Origin of the sequence: Stenotrophomonas sp. 1337 (assembly GCF_031455455.1) — a bacterium.
GTDB lineage: Bacteria > Pseudomonadota > Gammaproteobacteria > Xanthomonadales > Xanthomonadaceae > Stenotrophomonas > Stenotrophomonas indicatrix.
The window spans coordinates 196,737-211,980 of the sequence record NZ_JAVDSR010000006.1 but is presented as its reverse complement, the minus strand read 5'-3'; the positions used below and the strand labels follow the sequence as shown (position 1 = coordinate 211,980).

The following is a 15,244-nucleotide window of genomic DNA, read 5'->3' as shown; positions in this document are numbered from 1 at the left end:
TGCGTCATCCACGCATGGCGTGGATCTACCGCAGGCCACATTCCAGGCGATCCACGCCATGCGTGGATGAGGGATCACGCGAAGCCCCACACAGTTCATGCATGCCCAGTAGATCCACGCCATGCGTGGATGATGGCAGCGATGGGGTCAGAGCCCTTTCCTGCGGAAAGGGATCCGACCCCGGTGCTCAGTTGCCCAGCTTCTTCTGCCGCGAACGCTCGCGCGCGGCGCGCTCGTCGTCACGCAGGCTGGGCCAGGCGGCGTGCAGGTACTGCAGGCCCGACCACAGGGTCAGCACCGCGGCAATGGCCAGGGTCCAGTCACCGATATGGAATACCGGCGGGCCCATCCAGATGTCGTCGACCGGCACGTTCGGCGCCACCGAATACAGCAGGCACAGCAGCGCGACCATCTGCGCGGTGGTCTTGACCTTGCCGATCATCGCCACCCGCACCTTGGCACGCTGGCCGAGTTCGGCCATCCACTCGCGCAGCGCCGACACCGCGATCTCGCGGCCGACGATCACCGCCGCCCAGAACGCCATCCACGGGGTCGGATGACCCTGCACGATAAGGAACAGCGCCACCGCCACCATCAGCTTGTCCGCCACCGGGTCGAGGAAGGCGCCGAACGCCGACTCCAGGCCGTAACGGCGCGCGATCCAGCCATCGAGCCAGTCGGTGATCGCGGCCAGGCCGAAGATCGCCGCCGACGCGAAGTTGGTCCAGGTGTAGGGCAGGTAGAACACCAGCACCAGCACCGGGATCATCACGATCCGCAACAGGGTCAGCCAGGTGGGCAGGGTCAACGTCATGCGGCTTTATTCTCTCTCTACTCGGCCGGATCCGGCGCGGCCAACCCGTGCAGGTTAGCGTAGATGCGCGCTGCGAGGGCGTCATTGATGCCTTCCACCTTGGCAATTTCCGCTTCTCCGGCCGCTTTCAGGCCGACCAGACCGCCAAAATGCTTCAGCAGGCTGGCGCGCCGTCGCGGCCCGATGCCGGGGATGTCTTCCAGTTTGCTGGTCATCCGGGCCTTCTGCCGGCGCCCGCGATGGCCAGTGATGGCGAAGCGGTGCGCTTCATCGCGCACCTGCTGGATGAACTGCAGGGCGGGATCGGCCGCACCCGGGCGCAGTTCGCGACCATCGGGCATCACCAGCGCTTCGTGGCCGGCACGGCGTTCCACGCCTTTGGCCACGCCCACCAGCAGCACGTCTTCCACGCCCAGATCGGCCAGCGCCGCCTGGGCCTGTGCCAGCTGGCCGGCGCCACCGTCGATCAGCAGCACATCCGGCAGCACGCCCTGCTCTTCCACTGCACGGCGGAAGCGGCGATCGATCGCCTGGCGCATCGCGGCGTAGTCATCGCCCGGCTCAATGCCACTGATGTTGAAGCGGCGGTACTGCGCACGCACCGGGCCGGCAGCATCGAACACCACACAGGAGGCCACGGTGGCTTCGCCCATGGTGTGGCTGATGTCGAAGCACTCCACCCGCTTCACCGGTTCGGCCAGCCCCAGCATCACCCGCAGCGCTTCGCTGCGCGCGTGCTGCGCGGTGCGGCTGTTGATCTCGGTGGCCAGGGTCAACTGCGCGTTGCGGCTGGCCAGTTCCAGGTAGCCGGCGCGCTCGCCGCGGACGTTCCATTTCAACTGCACCTTGCGCTCGGCCGAGGCCGACAGCGCAGAACCGATCAGATCGGCATCGGGAATTTCGCGGTCAAGCAGGATCTCGCGCGGCGGCTCGAATTCGATGTAGTACTGCGAGACAAAGGCCGCCAGCACTTCATCCGGGCTTTCCTCGCCGTTGGTGCGGGGAAAGAACGGGCGGGTGCCCAGGTTGCGGCCATCACGGAAGGCCAGCAGCATCACGCAGGCCTGCGAGCCCTGCATGGCCACCGCCAGTACGTCGAGGTCGGCCGCGCGGCCGTCCACGTACTGGCGGGTCTGCATGCTGCGCAATGAAGTAATCAGATCGCGCAGTCGCGCGGCCTGCTCGAATTCCAGCGCTTCGCTGGCCGCCTGCATCTGCTCGCCGAGCTCCCGGGTCAGCTCATCGCTCTTGCCTTCCAGGAACATCGCCGCGCGGCGCACCGACTCGGCGTAGTCCGCTGCTGGCACCAGTTCCACGCACGGCGCGCTGCAGCGTCCGATCTGATACTGCAGGCAGGGCCGCGAGCGGTTACGGAACACGCTGTCTTCGCAGCTGCGCAGCTTGAACAGCTTGTGCATCAGGTTCAGCGTCTCGCGCACCGCGGTGACGCCGGGATACGGCCCGAAATAGCGGCCAGGAATGGCACGTGGACCACGATGCAGGGCGATGCGCGGCCAGTCTTCGCGGGTCAGCAGCACATGCGGATAGGTCTTGTCGTCGCGCAGGGACACGTTGTAGCGCGGCGACAGCGACTTGATCAGCTGGTTTTCCAGCAGCAGCGCTTCGGCTTCCGAGCGCGTTACGGTCACATCCATGCGCACGATCTGCGAGAGCATCGACATGATGCGCGCGTTCTTCGGACTGCCGTTGAAATAGCTGCCCACGCGGTTGCGCAGCGCGCGGGCCTTGCCGACGTACAACAGCGTGTCGTCGGCCGCGTACATGCGGTACACGCCCGGGGCGGTACTCAGCTGGGCCGCGAATGCCTTGCCATCGAAGGTCGGGACAGGAACAACGGTCATTCGCTGATCGGCACTTCGCTGAGCACGCCGCTGTCAGGGTCCAGGCGCAGTACGGTGTGGGAATCGGTTTCGGCGATCCACACCGCGCCGGCACCGACGGCCAGGCCGGCGGGGCCATGCAGACGCCGCGGCAAGGGCTGGGTGGTCAGTTCGCCGCCGCCCAGGCGCAACGTGCGCAGGCGGCCATTGCCGGTGTCGGCGATCCACAACAACGGGGCATCCGGGCTCAATGCGATCGCCTGCGGGAACTGCAGGCTGGCCTGCGCACGCGGGCCATCGTCCTCGCCGAAACGCCAGGTGCCCTGCCCGACCAGGGTCTGCACCAGGTCACCGCGCAGCTGCAATGAACGGATCGAAGAGCCCAGCGCATCGGCCACGTACAGCACCTGCTGGACCACGGCCACGGCGGTGGGCTGGGCGAACGCGGCCAGATGGCCACTGCCATCGCGCTCGTCGATGGCGCCGCTGCCGGCGCGCCACTGCAGGCTGCGCTGGCCGAGGTGGTAACTCCAGATGCGGTTGTCGCCGGCCATGGCGATGTGCAGCTGGTTTTCGGCGATGGCCAGGCCCACCGGATGATCCAGCGACACCTGCCGTGGCTGCGTCACCGGCCCTTCCACGGGGGCGCCCGGACGGCCGTTGCCGCACAGGGTGTCGACCAGCCCGGTCAGCAGGTTGATGCGGCGCACCGCATGATTGCCGGTGTCGGCCACGTACAGCGACTCGCGCTCCAGCGCCAGCGCCTGCGGCCGGTGGAAAGCGGCTTCGGCGAGGTTGCCGTCCATGAAGTCGGCGGTACCCAAGCCGAACTGACGCAGCACGCGGCCGCCATGACTGCATTCCAGGATGCGGTGGTGGCCGCTGTCGGCGATGTACAACCGTTCCTGGTTCACCGCCAGACCCATCGGGAATCGCAGCGCCTGGCGCGGTTCGGGGTGCAGCTCGCTGCCGCCACGCGAAGGGGCTGACGGCGCACCCTCGCAGAGGGCATTCAGGGCCCGCTCCAGCTCGCCGGGCACGCCCTGGCCGATCAAGCGCTGCTGTTCGCGACCCTGCGCGTCCAGCAGCACCATGGTCGGCCAGGCGCTGACGCCGAAGCGGCGCCAGCCATCCCAATCGGCATCAAGCAGCACCGGCATGGTCAGGCCCTGGCGGCGCAGCAGTTTCAGCGCAGCCGTGGCATCACGCTCGAAGTCGAAGCGCGGCACCTGCAGCACCAGAGGTTGCAGCTTGCCGGGGTGGCGTGACAGCCACTGGCTGAACTCGGCCAGCCGTTGCGCGCTCCATGCGGAAGCCGCGTTGACGAACAACAGCGCGACCGGCCGGCCACGCAGTTCGGTCAGGGTGCAGGGCGCGGCATTGAGCCAGGCGGCGAACTCGGGCAGGTCCGGGACGGGCTGGATGTTCATGACCCGATTATGCCGGAGTCGGCGTGATGCAACAGGCGTGCCACGGTGCGCTCGGCAGCAGCGTCGACCAGCGACCAGACCTGTTCGAAATGATCGCTGCCACCGGTATAGGGATCGGGAATCGCACGTTCGCCCTGCCCGCCCGACCACGGCAGGTACAGCGCCAGGCGCTCGCGCTGGGTGGCAGTGGCGAGGCGTGCGGCGTCACGCAGGTTGGCCTCGTCGGCGCACAGGATCCAGTCGAAAGCGTCGAAGTCCTGCCGCTGCAACTGCCGCGCGCGCAGGCCGCCAAGGTCCACCCCGTGTCCGGCCGCGCATGCAATGGCACGCCGGTCGGGTGGCTGGCCCACGTGCCAGTCGCCGGTACCGGCCGAATCGACCTGTACCCGCCCAGCCAGCGCCGAGGCATCCAGGCGGGCACGCAGCGCGCCTTCGGCCATCGGCGAGCGGCAGATGTTGCCGAGGCAGACGACCAGCAGCCTCATCGCGCGGCCATCGCCTGCAGCAGCGTTTCGGCGCGCTGCAGATCTTCAGGGGTGTCGATGCCCGGCGGGAAGGGTTCGGGCGAGATCGCCACGGCAATCGGGTAGCCCGCTTCCAGCACGCGCAACTGCTCCAGCGATTCCACCTGTTCCAGCGTGCCCGGCCGCATCCAGGCGAACTGCTGCAGGAAACCGGCACGGTAGCCATAGATGCCGATGTGGCGCAGCCACTGATGGCCTTCGGGCAGGGTGTCGCGGCTGCGGGCGAAGCCATCGCGATGCCAGGCGATGGGCGCACGGCTGAAGTACAGGGCCTCGTTGCGCACGTTGCGCACCAGCTTGACCACGTTGGGGTCGAACAGCGTGTGGGCATCCTCGACCGGCGTGGCCAGGGTCGACATCGGTGCGCTGCCCGCCACCAGTGCCTCGGCCACGGCGCGGATGCCGGCAGCCGGCGCGAACGGTTCATCGCCCTGCAGGTTGACCACCACGGTGTCATCGGACCAGCCCGCGATGCGCGCGCACTCGGCCAGGCGATCGGTACCCGAGGCATGCGAGGCAGCGGTCATCGCCACTTTCACTTCCGCCAGGCCGGACAATGCGTCGGCAATGCGCTGGTCGTCGGTCGCGACCCATACCTCACCTGCGCCGGCCTGCAGCGCGCGGCGGGCCACATGCAGCACCATGGGTTCTCCGCCCAGCAGGCGCAGCGGCTTGCCCGGCAGCCGCGAAGCGGCATAGCGGGCCGGGATGGCAACAACGAAGTCGGTCATGCGGGCGGTACTCGGCAGGCGCGATACAGCAGGAATGCGGCCGGCGGCGTGCATTTGCAAGCGCCGCACGGCCCCTCAGTTCGGTCGCAGCTTGTCCAGGCGATCGGTCAACGCGATCCAGAAAGCAGCAGGCATCTCGGCACGCAGCGGCACCGCGTACTGCCAGTCATTGGCGAACGCGCGGCACTTCACGGCATCCTTTTCGGTCATCAGCACCGGCAACTGGCTGCCAAAGGACAGATCCTGCGGCTGGTAGGCATGATGGTCGGCGAAGGCGTGCGGCACCACGCCGATCGCACGCGCGCGCAGCATGTCGAAGAAGCGTTGCGGATGGGCGATGCCGGCCACGGCATGCACGCGCTGGCCCGCGAAGTACGAAAGGGGACGTGCGCGCCCGCCGGCCAGCGGCTGTGCACTGTCGATGTGCAGGGCCATCGGCCATTGGCCGAAGCCACAGGCCTGGGCAGCCGCCGCTCCATCCGCCTGGCCCAGGTTGACCACCCGGAAATCGCATTCCGCTGCGCGGCTGACCGGCTCGCGCAGCGGGCCGGCGGGAATCATCCGGCCATTGCCATAGCGGCGCTGGGCATCAACCACCTCGATCTCGATGTCGCGCGCCAGCCGGTAGTGCTGCAGGCCGTCATCGCAGACGATCACGTCGCAGCCGGCGGCGATCAACGCCTTGCCCGCTGCCACGCGGTCACTGTCCACGCGTACCGGCACGCCGGTTTTCCAGGCGATCAGCACCGGCTCGTCGCCCCCCAGGGCGGTTGGCGTATCGGCTTCCACCCAACGTGCCTTGTCCGCTTGCTCACGGCCGTAGCCGCGGCTGGCGACACCGGGCTTCCAGCCTGCGGCCCGCAGGCGCTCGACCAGGGCGATGGTCAGCGGCGTCTTGCCGGTGCCGCCGGCGGTGATGTTGCCAACCACGATGACCGGCACCGCCAGCGCATGGCGCTTGCGCCAGCCACGCCGGTACAGGCGCCGGCGCAGCGCGGTGACGCCGGCATACAGCGGCGCCAGCAGTCGCATCGGCCACGGAGCCGGGCTGCCGTCGTACCAGTACGGCGGGGTCTGGGTACCTTTGCCCGCCATCAGTCCTGCCTTTCGCGGAACTGCATGTTGTGCAGGTGCTGGTACAGGCCGCCCATCGACAGCAGCTCCTGGTGGGTGCCGCGTTCAACGATGCGGCCATGGTCCATCACCAGCACCTGGTCGGCATGCTCGATGGTCGACAGGCGATGCGCGATCACCAGCGTGGTGCGCTCGGGCATCAAGCGCTGCAGCGCATCCTGCACCAGGCGCTCGGATTCGTTGTCCAGCGCCGCGGTGGCCTCGTCCAGGATCAGGATCGGTGCGTCGCGCAGGATCGCGCGGGCGATCGCCAGGCGCTGGCGCTGGCCGCCGGACAGCAGCGCGCCATTCTCGCCTACCGGCGTCTGCAACTGCTGCGGCATGCGTGCGATGAACTCCCAGGCATTGGCCGCCTCGGCAGCCGCACGGATCTGCTCGTCGGTGGCATCCATGCCATAGGCGATGTTGGCCGCGATGGTGTCGTCGAACAGCATGACCTTCTGGCCGACGATGGCCACCTGCCGGCGCAGATCGGCCAACGGATACTCATCCAGGGCAACGCCGTCGAGCAGGATGCGGCCACCGTTGGGTTCGTAGAAGCGCGGCACCAGCCGGATCAGGCTGGTCTTGCCGCTGCCGGAACGACCGACGATGGCGGTGACCGTGCCCGGCCTGGCAACGAAGCTGATGTCGTCCAGGGCGATGCCACTGTCTTCACGGTAACGCAGCATGACGTGCTCGAAGGCCAGTTCGCCGCGTACGCGCTGCACCGCGTGCTTGCCCTCGTCGCGCTCGACCGGCATGTCGATGATGCCGAACAGGCGCTCGGCCGCAGCCACACCGCGCGAGATCGAAGTCTGCACGCTGGTCAGCCGCCGCAGCGACGGAATGATGGCCATCATCGACGTCATCAGGCCCATGAACTGGCCCGCATTGAGCTTGCCGGCCAGTGCCTCGCGGGTGGACACCCAGACGATGACTGCCAGCGCCAGCGCCGCCAGGAACTGGACCACGCTGGAGGCCGCCGCGCGGGTCACTTCCACCTTCATGTTCAGCGCCAGCATGCGGTTGGCCAGGCGCGAGTAGCGCGAGATCTCGTGCTGCTGGGTGCCGTGCACCTTCACTTCCTGCTGCGCGGCCAGCGACTGCTCGGCAGTCTGCGCCATGGTGCCCATGCCGTCCTGGATGCCGCGGCTGATGCGCCGGTAGCGCTTGCCCACGTAGGACACGATCACGCCGATCAGCGGCACCACCACCAGCATCGCCAGGGTCACCTTGACGCTCATCTGCAGCATCACCGCCAGCATGGCGATGATGGTCAGGGTATCGGCCACCACGGTCTTCAGCGCATCGGCACTGGCCTGGGTGACCTGTTCGGTGTCGAAGTTCAGGCGGCTGACCATCACCGGCGTCGCCTCGGCATCGAAATGCGAGGACGGCAGATGCAGGTACTTTTGCAGCACCTGTTCACGCAGGTCGCGGACCACGCTGCGGCCGGTCTTGGCCAGCGTGTAGTCGCTGACCCAGGTGGCCACGCTGCGCATCAGGAACAGGCCGAGAATGGTCAGCGGCAGGATCACCGCCATGCGCGGCTCGGGGTTGACGAACCCGCGGTTGACCAGCGGCTCCATCAGCTTGGTGAAGTGATAGCCGGCCAGGGCTTCGACCACCATGGCGATGACCGCGCCGATCATGAACACCCAGTAGGTGCGGGTATAGCCCAGCAGACGTTTGTAGATCGGCCACACTGGCGCGTGATGGGAACTCATGGACGCACCTCTGGCGCTGTTGCAATGGCGATACGACGGAAGCCGAGCTGGCCCAGCGCGTCCTGCGCGGTGACCACGGCCTGGTAGGGAGTGCGCGCGTCGGCACGCAGCAGCACGGTCTGTTCGCGGTCGCTGCCGGCGACGGCCGCAATGGTCTGCTTGACCGACTCGACGTCGCTGCGCAGCACTTCCTGATCGTTGACGAAGTAGCGGCCGTCAGCGTTGATCAGCACGCTCAGCGAGCGCGGCGGCTCGTTGGTCTGCTGCTGGCTGGCGGTCGGCAGCTGCACCTGCAGGGTCGATCGCGCGTCGAAGGTGGTGGTGACCACGAAGAAGATGATCAGCACCAGGATGACGTCGATCAGCGGCACTAGGTCGATATGCGGCTCATCCTGGGACCGGTCGTTGCCGATACGCATCGATCAGGCCTTTGCCGTAGCGGCGGAAGACGCGCGCGCAGCGGGGGCCGGGGTCATCACCCCGGGGCGACCGTCCAGCGTATCCAGCAGCGCGCTGGCTTCCTGCTCCATCTCCACCACGTAGCCGTGGATGCGGCCCTTGAAGAAGCGGTGGAACATCAGCGCCGGGATCGCCACGATCATGCCGGTGGCGGTGCACACCAGTGCCTTGCCGATACCGCCGGCAAGCTGGTTCACATCACCCACGCCGTGGTCGAGGATGCCCAGGAACATCTGGATCATGCCGACCACGGTGCCCAGCAGGCCCAGCAACGGGCCGGCCGAGGCGATGGTGCCCAGCGCGTTGAGGAAACGCTCCATGCGGTGCACCAGATGGCGACCGGTGTCCTCGATGCGCTCGCGGATCTGGTCGCGCGGGCGGTTGCGCGCTTCCAGCGCGGCGGCCAGCAGGGCACCCAACGGTGAATTGGCACGCAGGGTCTGCAGGTGCGCCGGGTCCAGCTTGCCGCGCGCGGCCCAGTTGCGGACCTCCTGGCCCAGGCCAGGCGGCAGCACCTCGTTACGCCGCAAGGACCAGAAACGCTCCAGGACGATCGCCAAAGCCAGTACGCCCAACAGCAGCAGCGGCACCATCGGCCAGCCACCGGCCTTGACCAGTTCCCACACGTTTCAACCCTCCGGCCCAGCGGCCGCTTGTTCGATCGGCGATAGGATAGCAGCCGACCGCGCCCGCCCAGCGGCATCCCACCACCGGGCGGCGTGGATACGCTGTTCACGCAGCTGCAGGCCTTGTGCGCCAAGCCATACGCGGATCGCGCCGGACTCGGCGGTGGACAGCACTTCGGCGCCCGCCGCCTGCCAGCGCCGCACCACGTCACGTTTCGGGTGGCCAAAGTGGTTCCGGTGCCCGGCCGAGACCAGCGCCAGCTGCGGCGCTACCGCCTTCACCCAGTCCGGCGTGGAACTGCCTCCGCTGCCGTGATGGGGTACCAGCACCACGTCCGCACGCAGCATATCGGCAGCGCCCGCCAGCAGCGCCTGTTCGCCTTGCCGGCCGATGTCACCGGGCAGCAGCACCACCCCGTGCGCGCCAGCAACCCGCAGCACGCAACTGGCTTCGTTGTCGGCGCCCTTCCCGCCAACGGCAGGGAACGCGGCGGGCGGATGCAGCACCTGGAAATCGACCCCGTCCCATTGCCAGCGCAGGCCCTGTTGGCAGCTGCCGGCCGTGGCAATCGCACTGCCCAGTGGAGCCAGTACGTGCAGACCCGGCAATTGCCGGCGCAGCGCGGCGAGGTTGCCGCTGTGGTCTAGGTGGTCGTGACTGATCATCACCTGTGCCGGCGGCTCCTGTCCCAACGCCCGCAACGTCGGCAGCAGCATCCGCTCCTCGCCCTCGCTGCCGGCTGGCGGGCCGACGTCATACCAGAGTGCGTGCTGGGCGGTCCGCAGCAGCACCGCCGCGCCCTGGCCGACATCGTGCACCACCAGTTCCAGCTCACCCTGCTGCGGCCCCGACCGTGCCGGCCACAGCAACGGCAGGCACAGCAGAGAACCGGCAAGCCCGGCCCCGGCACCGCGTGGCAACAGCCACCAGAACACCCCCAGCAAGGCCGCCGGCAACGCCCAGGCCGGCGCCTGCGCCAGCCACCACATCGCCTGTGGGTGCTCGGCCAAGGGTTGCAGCAGCTGCCAACTGGCCTCGAACACCCAGGCAGCCGTGCGCCAAGGCCACTGCCCTGCCCCGGTGCGCAGGGCCTCCAGAGCGGTTCCCAGCAGAGCCAGAGGCACCACCAGCAGGCTCCACAGCGGAATGATCGGCAGGTTCACCAGCGGCCCCAGCCGTGCGCTGCCACCGAACAGTGCCACCGCCAGCGGCAGCAGAGCGACGCTGGCCACCCCCTGCCCTGCCAGAGCGCCACGCAGCATCGCGGCGAACCCCTTCGGCCGCCCGTGCGGCAGGCACCACAGCAACCACAGCACCCCACCGAAACTGAGCCAGAAGCCCGCAGACAGCACCGACAGCGGTGCCGGCAGCAGCATCGCCAGCGCGGCCAGCGCCAGCCCCTGTGCTACCGTCACCGGACGGCGGGCAACGCGCGCCAGGGCCAGCACCGCGATCATCAGCGCAGTACGCACGGTCGGCAGCTCGCTGCCTGCAACAACGGCATAGCCGGCTGCTGCCACCGCCGCCGCACAGGCCGCCGCCTGCGGTCGTGGCCAGAACCGGGCAAGCCCCGGCCAGGATCGCCAGAGCGCAGAACACAGCAATGCGGCGAAGCCCGCGACCAGGCCGACATGGAAGCCGGAGATGGCGATCAGGTGGGTCAGGCCCAGCGCGCGCAGCTGCGCCCAATCGACGTCGGACAGGCCACGCGTATCGCCCAGTGCCAAGGCCTGGATGAACCGCGCCGACGGGTGTGCGATCTGCCTGGCAATGGCGGCACTGGTGCGCTCGCGCCACGCAGGTAGACCATGCGCAGGGCGCAGCTGTCGCGTGGAATTCGAATCGCGCACGCTGGCGTTCCCTGCCAGCCCACGCAGCAGCGCTTGCCGCTCGCCATCGAAGCCCCCCGGATTGATGCGTGAACGTGGTGGTCGCACGCGCAGCGACAACTGCCAATCCGCCCCGGCGTGCAGGAGACGTCTCTGATCAAGCCCGGCGTCGGTCGGCCCACCCCGTGGCGCGTGCCAGAGCACCTGCAGCCGCTTTCCACGCAGCGTCGGCATCGCATCGGACGCATCCACCCGGAACTCGAAGCGGGTGTGTGCAGGCGTTTCCTTCGGCAGATCGATGACCTGCCCCCGGACGAGCACATCCCGCGCGGCAGAACCGGCCGGCAGCTGCGCCTGCATTGCCCAATACCCGTGGCAGCAAGTCCAGGCCAAGCCGAACAGCAGCGCAGCCACCGCGCGTCCGCGCCAGCGCAACACCCAGCCCAACGCGGCCACGACGGTCGCCGCAACAGAAGCCCACAGCGGTGGCAACACCGGCAGCAGCACGCAGACCAACGCACCGGCAACCAGAGCGGCAGCGCACGCGAGGCCAAACAAGGGCGACAAGGTCCGATCGGCTGCCATCGACACAGCGTGCCGAGGCGCGGCCTCACCCAGCCATCAGGCAACACCGTGTGGCGTTGTCAGCGCCCGGCTAGCGACGCACGCTGCCGCGGTGGAAGTTGACCCGGAAGCTCGCGCCGCCCCCAACGGCCTCGCCCACGCTCACCGTGCCGCCGTGGTGCTGCACGATCTCCTTGACCAGATGCAGGCCGAGGCCGCTGCCACCGCCAGCAGCACGCAGGCGGTGGAACGGCTCGAAGATCGCCTCGCGGTCACCGACCGGCACGCCGGCGCCCTGGTCGCTGACTTCCAGCAGGCCCTGCAGGTCCAGACGCACGCAGATGGTGCCGCGCCCGCCGCCATGGACGATGGCGTTGTGCACCAGGTTGGCGATCACCCGCCCCAGGGCGAGGCCATCGCCATGGATCCATACCGGCGTCTCCGGCGCATCCACTTCAAAGCCGTAGCCGGCGCCAACCACCAGGGGCGCAAGGTCGGCGGCCGCTTCGCGCACGACATGCGCCAGGTCCAGGCGCTGCAAGGCTGCGACGTTCCGGTCCAGGCGCTGCAGGTCGAGCAGGTGCTCGGCGACGTTGCCGAGACGGGCGACATCGGTCAGCAGCTGCGATTTGAGCTCCCCCTGCGGCAACTGCGACAAGCGCGCCTGTACCACCGCAATCGGTACCCGCAGTTCATGGGCGGCGTCGGCCAGGAATTTATCGCGTGCTGCGTAGCCCTGCTGCACCTTGTCGATCGCATCGTTGAACGCTTCGACCAGAGGCGCGACCTCGGTCGATACCAGCTGCGCGTCCAGGCGCGCACCGGGCTGGCCGATATCCAGCTCCTTGGCCTGCTGCGCGGACCGGCGCACGCCACGCATGGCGCGATGGATCACCGTCGGCATCACCAGCAGCGTGACCACGATCAACGGCAGGAAGAACCACAGGCCGATCAGCCGCAGCACCATCAATGCGCCATCCAGCAGGCCGCCCTTCGGCGCCCCGCCCACCATCACCGTGATGCGGCGGCCGTCTTCGTTGCGGATCATCACGCGCGCCACATCCAGGTACGGCGGTACCAGCGAACCCAGCTCGGTGGCACCCAGTGTCGGCAGGCGGGCCAGCAGCGGCGCGTGGATGGCAGGCAGCGTGCCGCGCTGCAGCCATGCACCGCGATCGTCCACCGCCGCGAACCACAGGTTGCCACCGGCACGCGCATCGAGCTTCTGCCAGCGTGCTTCGTCCAGCACCAGACGGCCGCCTTCGCTGTGCACCGCATTGGCTGCGCTCTCGGCCATGAACATGTCCATACCCCAGGTGTCCTTGTCGCCCCAAGTCAGGATCAGCGCGACGACGGCGAACAACACCGTGAAGGCCTGCGCCAGGAACAGCCGCCACGCCAGTCCAAGGGTGATCGAACGAATCGGTCGTGCCATCTCAGGCCTCCGCCAGCAGATAGCCGACGCCGCGGATCACGTGGATCTCCACGCCTGCCCCGGCCTGCTGCAGCGCCTTGCGCAGTTTTGAAATATGCGCATCGAGCGCATTGGACTGGATCTCATCATCGAATCCGTACACCGCCGATTCCAGCGCGCTGCGGGTGACCGTGCGCCCCTGCCGCATCGCCAGCGCCTGCAGCACCAGCACCTGCCGCCGCGGCAGCGCAACCGGCTGGCCGTCCACCTGCGCCTGCAGCGATTCGAAATCGAACTCCAGCCGGCCCAGCCGCAACCGGGGGGTCACCATCGCCGACGGTCGACGCGAGACGGCGCGGATGCGCGCCATCAGCTCTTCGATCGCCACCGGCTTGACCAGGTAGTCATCGGCACCGACATCCAGCCCCTCCACCTTGTCCGACAGCCCACCCTTGGCAGTGAGCATGATCACCGCCAGGTTCGGCCGCAGCGCACGGGCAGTCGCCACGAAGCCCACGCCATCACCATCGGGCAGCTGCCGATCGAGCAGCATCAGCTGATGCACCGGCTCACGCAGGGCGAGCGCAGCCTCGGCCAGGCTGCCGACCACGTCGGCGACCACACCCTGGCGCTCAAGCCCGGACTGCAGGGCTCGCGAGAGATCGGGGTCATCTTCGACCAGGAGAATGCGCATCGGGGGCTCGGCAACCGGAAACGGTGCCGATCATAGTGCCTTCGGCGTGCAGGTGGCGGCGATGCCAGCAGATTGCGCCTGCGCAATGTTCCGACAATGTTGCGCGCGCAGCATGCATCGCCATCCCTGCAACGCACTACATCGATGACCTCACTGTCCCCCACCCTGCTGCGCCCCCTGCTGTGCACCGTCGCTCTCTCCACGCCGCTGCTGGCCTCCGCGCAGGAACAGGCTCCGGGGGTACAGGCCGGCATCACCTTCGGCGCGACCACTGGCGCCTACGCGCACTATGACGACAAGCCGCTGGTGCTGCCGGCGCTGTCCTGGCAGGGCAAGCGCTTCTTCGCCAGCCCCGGTTCGCTTGGCATGAACCTCTACAAGGCCGACGGCCTGCGCCTGTCGGCGGTGGCGACGCCCTACACGTTGCGCTTCAAGACCGACGACGTGAACGATCCGCAGCTGCGCCGCCTGCACAGCCGGCAGATGTCGGCGATGGTCGGCATCAACGCCGACTACAGCGCCGACTGGGGCGCGGTGGCGGCCAGCGTGAAGCGCGAAGTAAGCGGGCACGGCGGCGGTGTTGAATCCAGCCTGCATTACAGCTATCCGATCCAGGCCGGCCGCTTCACCTGGGTGCCGCGCGTGGGCGTGGTGCACTCCAGCGCCCGCCTGCTCGACTACTACTACGGCATCAGCGACGAGGAAGCACTGCGCTCCGGGCTGGCGGCCTACAAGCCCGGCAGTGCCACCTCGCCGAGCCTGCAGATCGCGGTCAGCACGCCCCTGGGTACGAAATGGCGCGCAACTGGCGTCGTCGCCAACCAGTGGTTCGGTGATGCCGTCGAAGACAGCCCGATGGCACGGCGCAGCAGCCAGACCTCCGCTTTCATCTCGCTGATGCGCGCGTTCTGACCGAACCTGCATCCGCCCCACGGACAACAAGGATCCCGCATGGCCGCTGTCACCCCCACCGCCGATGCCAACGCGATCCTGCGCGCGCCGGATCTGGATAGCGCCGAGCGCGCCTACCTGGGCCTGCTGCCGGACATGGATCATGTGGACGCGTTGACCCGACGTGCACTTGGCCTGTCACGCGCTGCCGATGCTGCGCGCGGATACGCACTGTCGATGACCCTGGTCGGCCTGCGCCTGCAGGAGCTGGAAATGGGCGAGCCGTGTGCGGCCGAATATCGCCAGGCGACGCTGCGCAGCCTGCGCCAGGCCTTCACTGCGGCCTGAGCGTCCCGTCAGCGGAAGGTCGTCCAGGCCAGCACCGCAGACAGCAGTGCGACCCAGATCACGGCCTTGAAGGTGCCTTCCAGCATGTTGCCGCCGAACAGCAGTTCGATGATCGGGTTAGGCCGGGAAACGGGAGCATGGTCACTCATGGTGGCGTCCTGAGGTTTGGGAACTGCGTCACCGATGATACAAAAGCTTGACATTCCTGTTGCTGTTTCCGGTATGGTCGATGCAA

Annotated in this window: 15 protein-coding genes; 2 read left to right on the top strand and 13 right to left on the bottom strand. The window is 68.2% G+C overall.

All coding sequences use genetic code 11. The features are described from left to right. Positions 1-187: 187 nt before the first annotated feature. The 12 genes from pgsA to J2X70_RS11085 form a co-directional block, all read right to left on the bottom strand. On the bottom strand, positions 188-814 hold the full coding sequence (pgsA, locus tag J2X70_RS11140; protein ID WP_025875200.1) for a CDP-diacylglycerol--glycerol-3-phosphate 3-phosphatidyltransferase: 627 nt from the start codon (positions 812-814) through the stop codon (positions 188-190). 17 nt (positions 815-831) lie between these two features. After that, positions 832-2,676, bottom strand: a complete 1,845-nt coding sequence (gene uvrC / locus J2X70_RS11135) for an excinuclease ABC subunit UvrC (RefSeq protein ID WP_059063713.1) — start codon at positions 2,674-2,676, stop codon at positions 832-834. Further along, positions 2,673-4,085 (bottom strand): nhl repeat protein, encoded by a 1,413-nt coding sequence (locus J2X70_RS11130; RefSeq protein WP_032975725.1) that lies wholly within the window; start codon positions 4,083-4,085, stop codon positions 2,673-2,675. The genes uvrC and J2X70_RS11130 overlap by 4 nt, the downstream gene beginning before the upstream one ends. Then, on the bottom strand, positions 4,082-4,570 hold the full coding sequence (locus J2X70_RS11125) for a low molecular weight protein-tyrosine-phosphatase (protein ID WP_025875211.1): 489 nt from the start codon (positions 4,568-4,570) through the stop codon (positions 4,082-4,084). Before J2X70_RS11125 ends, J2X70_RS11130 begins: the two co-directional genes overlap by 4 nt. Beyond that, the gene (kdsB, locus tag J2X70_RS11120; protein ID WP_309910332.1) at positions 4,567-5,340 is read right to left on the bottom strand and encodes a 3-deoxy-manno-octulosonate cytidylyltransferase; all 774 of its coding nucleotides are present in this window, start codon (positions 5,338-5,340) and stop codon (positions 4,567-4,569) included. Before kdsB ends, J2X70_RS11125 begins: the two co-directional genes overlap by 4 nt. Positions 5,341-5,415: 75 nt before the next feature. After that, positions 5,416-6,435, bottom strand: coding sequence for a tetraacyldisaccharide 4'-kinase (gene lpxK / locus J2X70_RS11115; RefSeq protein ID WP_025875213.1), 1,020 nt, complete (start codon positions 6,433-6,435; stop codon positions 5,416-5,418). Continuing rightward, positions 6,435-8,183 carry a lipid A export permease/ATP-binding protein MsbA gene (gene msbA / locus J2X70_RS11110; protein ID WP_025875215.1) on the bottom strand — a complete coding sequence of 583 codons (1,749 nt, stop codon included), beginning with the start codon at positions 8,181-8,183 and terminating at the stop codon, positions 6,435-6,437. Before msbA ends, lpxK begins: the two co-directional genes overlap by 1 nt. Then, positions 8,180-8,602: a biopolymer transporter ExbD gene (locus tag J2X70_RS11105; RefSeq protein WP_025875217.1), complete on the bottom strand. Its 423-nt coding sequence runs from the start codon at positions 8,600-8,602 to the stop codon at positions 8,180-8,182. The genes msbA and J2X70_RS11105 overlap by 4 nt, the downstream gene beginning before the upstream one ends. A 3-nt stretch (positions 8,603-8,605) precedes the next feature. Continuing rightward, on the bottom strand, positions 8,606-9,268 hold the full coding sequence (locus J2X70_RS11100; RefSeq protein ID WP_025875219.1) for a MotA/TolQ/ExbB proton channel family protein: 663 nt from the start codon (positions 9,266-9,268) through the stop codon (positions 8,606-8,608). A 3-nt stretch (positions 9,269-9,271) separates the two neighbouring features. After that, the gene (locus J2X70_RS11095) at positions 9,272-11,683 is read right to left on the bottom strand and encodes a DNA internalization-related competence protein ComEC/Rec2 (protein ID WP_309910329.1); all 2,412 of its coding nucleotides are present in this window, start codon (positions 11,681-11,683) and stop codon (positions 9,272-9,274) included. Between the two features lie 70 nt (positions 11,684-11,753). Next, positions 11,754-13,097 carry a HAMP domain-containing sensor histidine kinase gene (locus J2X70_RS11090; protein ID WP_309910327.1) on the bottom strand — a complete coding sequence of 448 codons (1,344 nt, stop codon included), beginning with the start codon at positions 13,095-13,097 and terminating at the stop codon, positions 11,754-11,756. A gap of 1 nt (position 13,098) precedes the next feature. Beyond that, positions 13,099-13,770 (bottom strand): response regulator transcription factor, encoded by a 672-nt coding sequence (locus J2X70_RS11085; protein ID WP_032975718.1) that lies wholly within the window; start codon positions 13,768-13,770, stop codon positions 13,099-13,101. Between the two features lie 144 nt (positions 13,771-13,914). On the opposite strand from J2X70_RS11085, the gene J2X70_RS11080 reads away from it, so the two are divergent. Next, entirely contained in the window at positions 13,915-14,682 is a 768-nt protein-coding gene (locus J2X70_RS11080; protein WP_099783498.1) for a MipA/OmpV family protein, read from the top strand. A gap of 39 nt (positions 14,683-14,721) precedes the next feature. Next, on the top strand, positions 14,722-15,009 hold the full coding sequence (locus J2X70_RS11075; RefSeq protein WP_025875229.1) for a hypothetical protein: 288 nt from the start codon (positions 14,722-14,724) through the stop codon (positions 15,007-15,009). 8 nt (positions 15,010-15,017) lie between these two features. Here J2X70_RS11075 and J2X70_RS11070 read toward each other — a convergent pair whose 3' ends face one another. Then, a complete protein-coding gene (locus tag J2X70_RS11070) occupies positions 15,018-15,158 on the bottom strand; it encodes a hypothetical protein (protein ID WP_162887621.1) in 141 nt (46 codons plus the stop codon). Positions 15,159-15,244 lie beyond the last annotated feature (86 nt).

Coding starts and splice junctions, on each gene's coding strand:
- pgsA (WP_025875200.1), bottom strand. CDS start 814: ATGACGTTGACCCTGCCCACCTGGCTGACCCTGTTGCGGATCGTGATG.
- uvrC (WP_059063713.1), bottom strand. CDS start 2,676: ATGACCGTTGTTCCTGTCCCGACCTTCGATGGCAAGGCATTCGCGGCC.
- J2X70_RS11130 (WP_032975725.1), bottom strand. CDS start 4,085: ATGAACATCCAGCCCGTCCCGGACCTGCCCGAGTTCGCCGCCTGGCTC.
- J2X70_RS11125 (WP_025875211.1), bottom strand. CDS start 4,570: ATGAGGCTGCTGGTCGTCTGCCTCGGCAACATCTGCCGCTCGCCGATG.
- kdsB (WP_309910332.1), bottom strand. CDS start 5,340: ATGACCGACTTCGTTGTTGCCATCCCGGCCCGCTATGCCGCTTCGCGG.
- lpxK (WP_025875213.1), bottom strand. CDS start 6,435: ATGGCGGGCAAAGGTACCCAGACCCCGCCGTACTGGTACGACGGCAGC.
- msbA (WP_025875215.1), bottom strand. CDS start 8,183: ATGAGTTCCCATCACGCGCCAGTGTGGCCGATCTACAAACGTCTGCTG.
- J2X70_RS11105 (WP_025875217.1), bottom strand. CDS start 8,602: ATGCGTATCGGCAACGACCGGTCCCAGGATGAGCCGCATATCGACCTA.
- J2X70_RS11095 (WP_309910329.1), bottom strand. CDS start 11,683: ATGGCAGCCGATCGGACCTTGTCGCCCTTGTTTGGCCTCGCGTGCGCT.
- J2X70_RS11090 (WP_309910327.1), bottom strand. CDS start 13,097: ATGGCACGACCGATTCGTTCGATCACCCTTGGACTGGCGTGGCGGCTG.
- J2X70_RS11085 (WP_032975718.1), bottom strand. CDS start 13,770: ATGCGCATTCTCCTGGTCGAAGATGACCCCGATCTCTCGCGAGCCCTG.
- J2X70_RS11080 (WP_099783498.1), top strand. CDS start 13,915: ATGACCTCACTGTCCCCCACCCTGCTGCGCCCCCTGCTGTGCACCGTC.
- J2X70_RS11075 (WP_025875229.1), top strand. CDS start 14,722: ATGGCCGCTGTCACCCCCACCGCCGATGCCAACGCGATCCTGCGCGCG.
- J2X70_RS11070 (WP_162887621.1), bottom strand. CDS start 15,158: ATGAGTGACCATGCTCCCGTTTCCCGGCCTAACCCGATCATCGAACTG.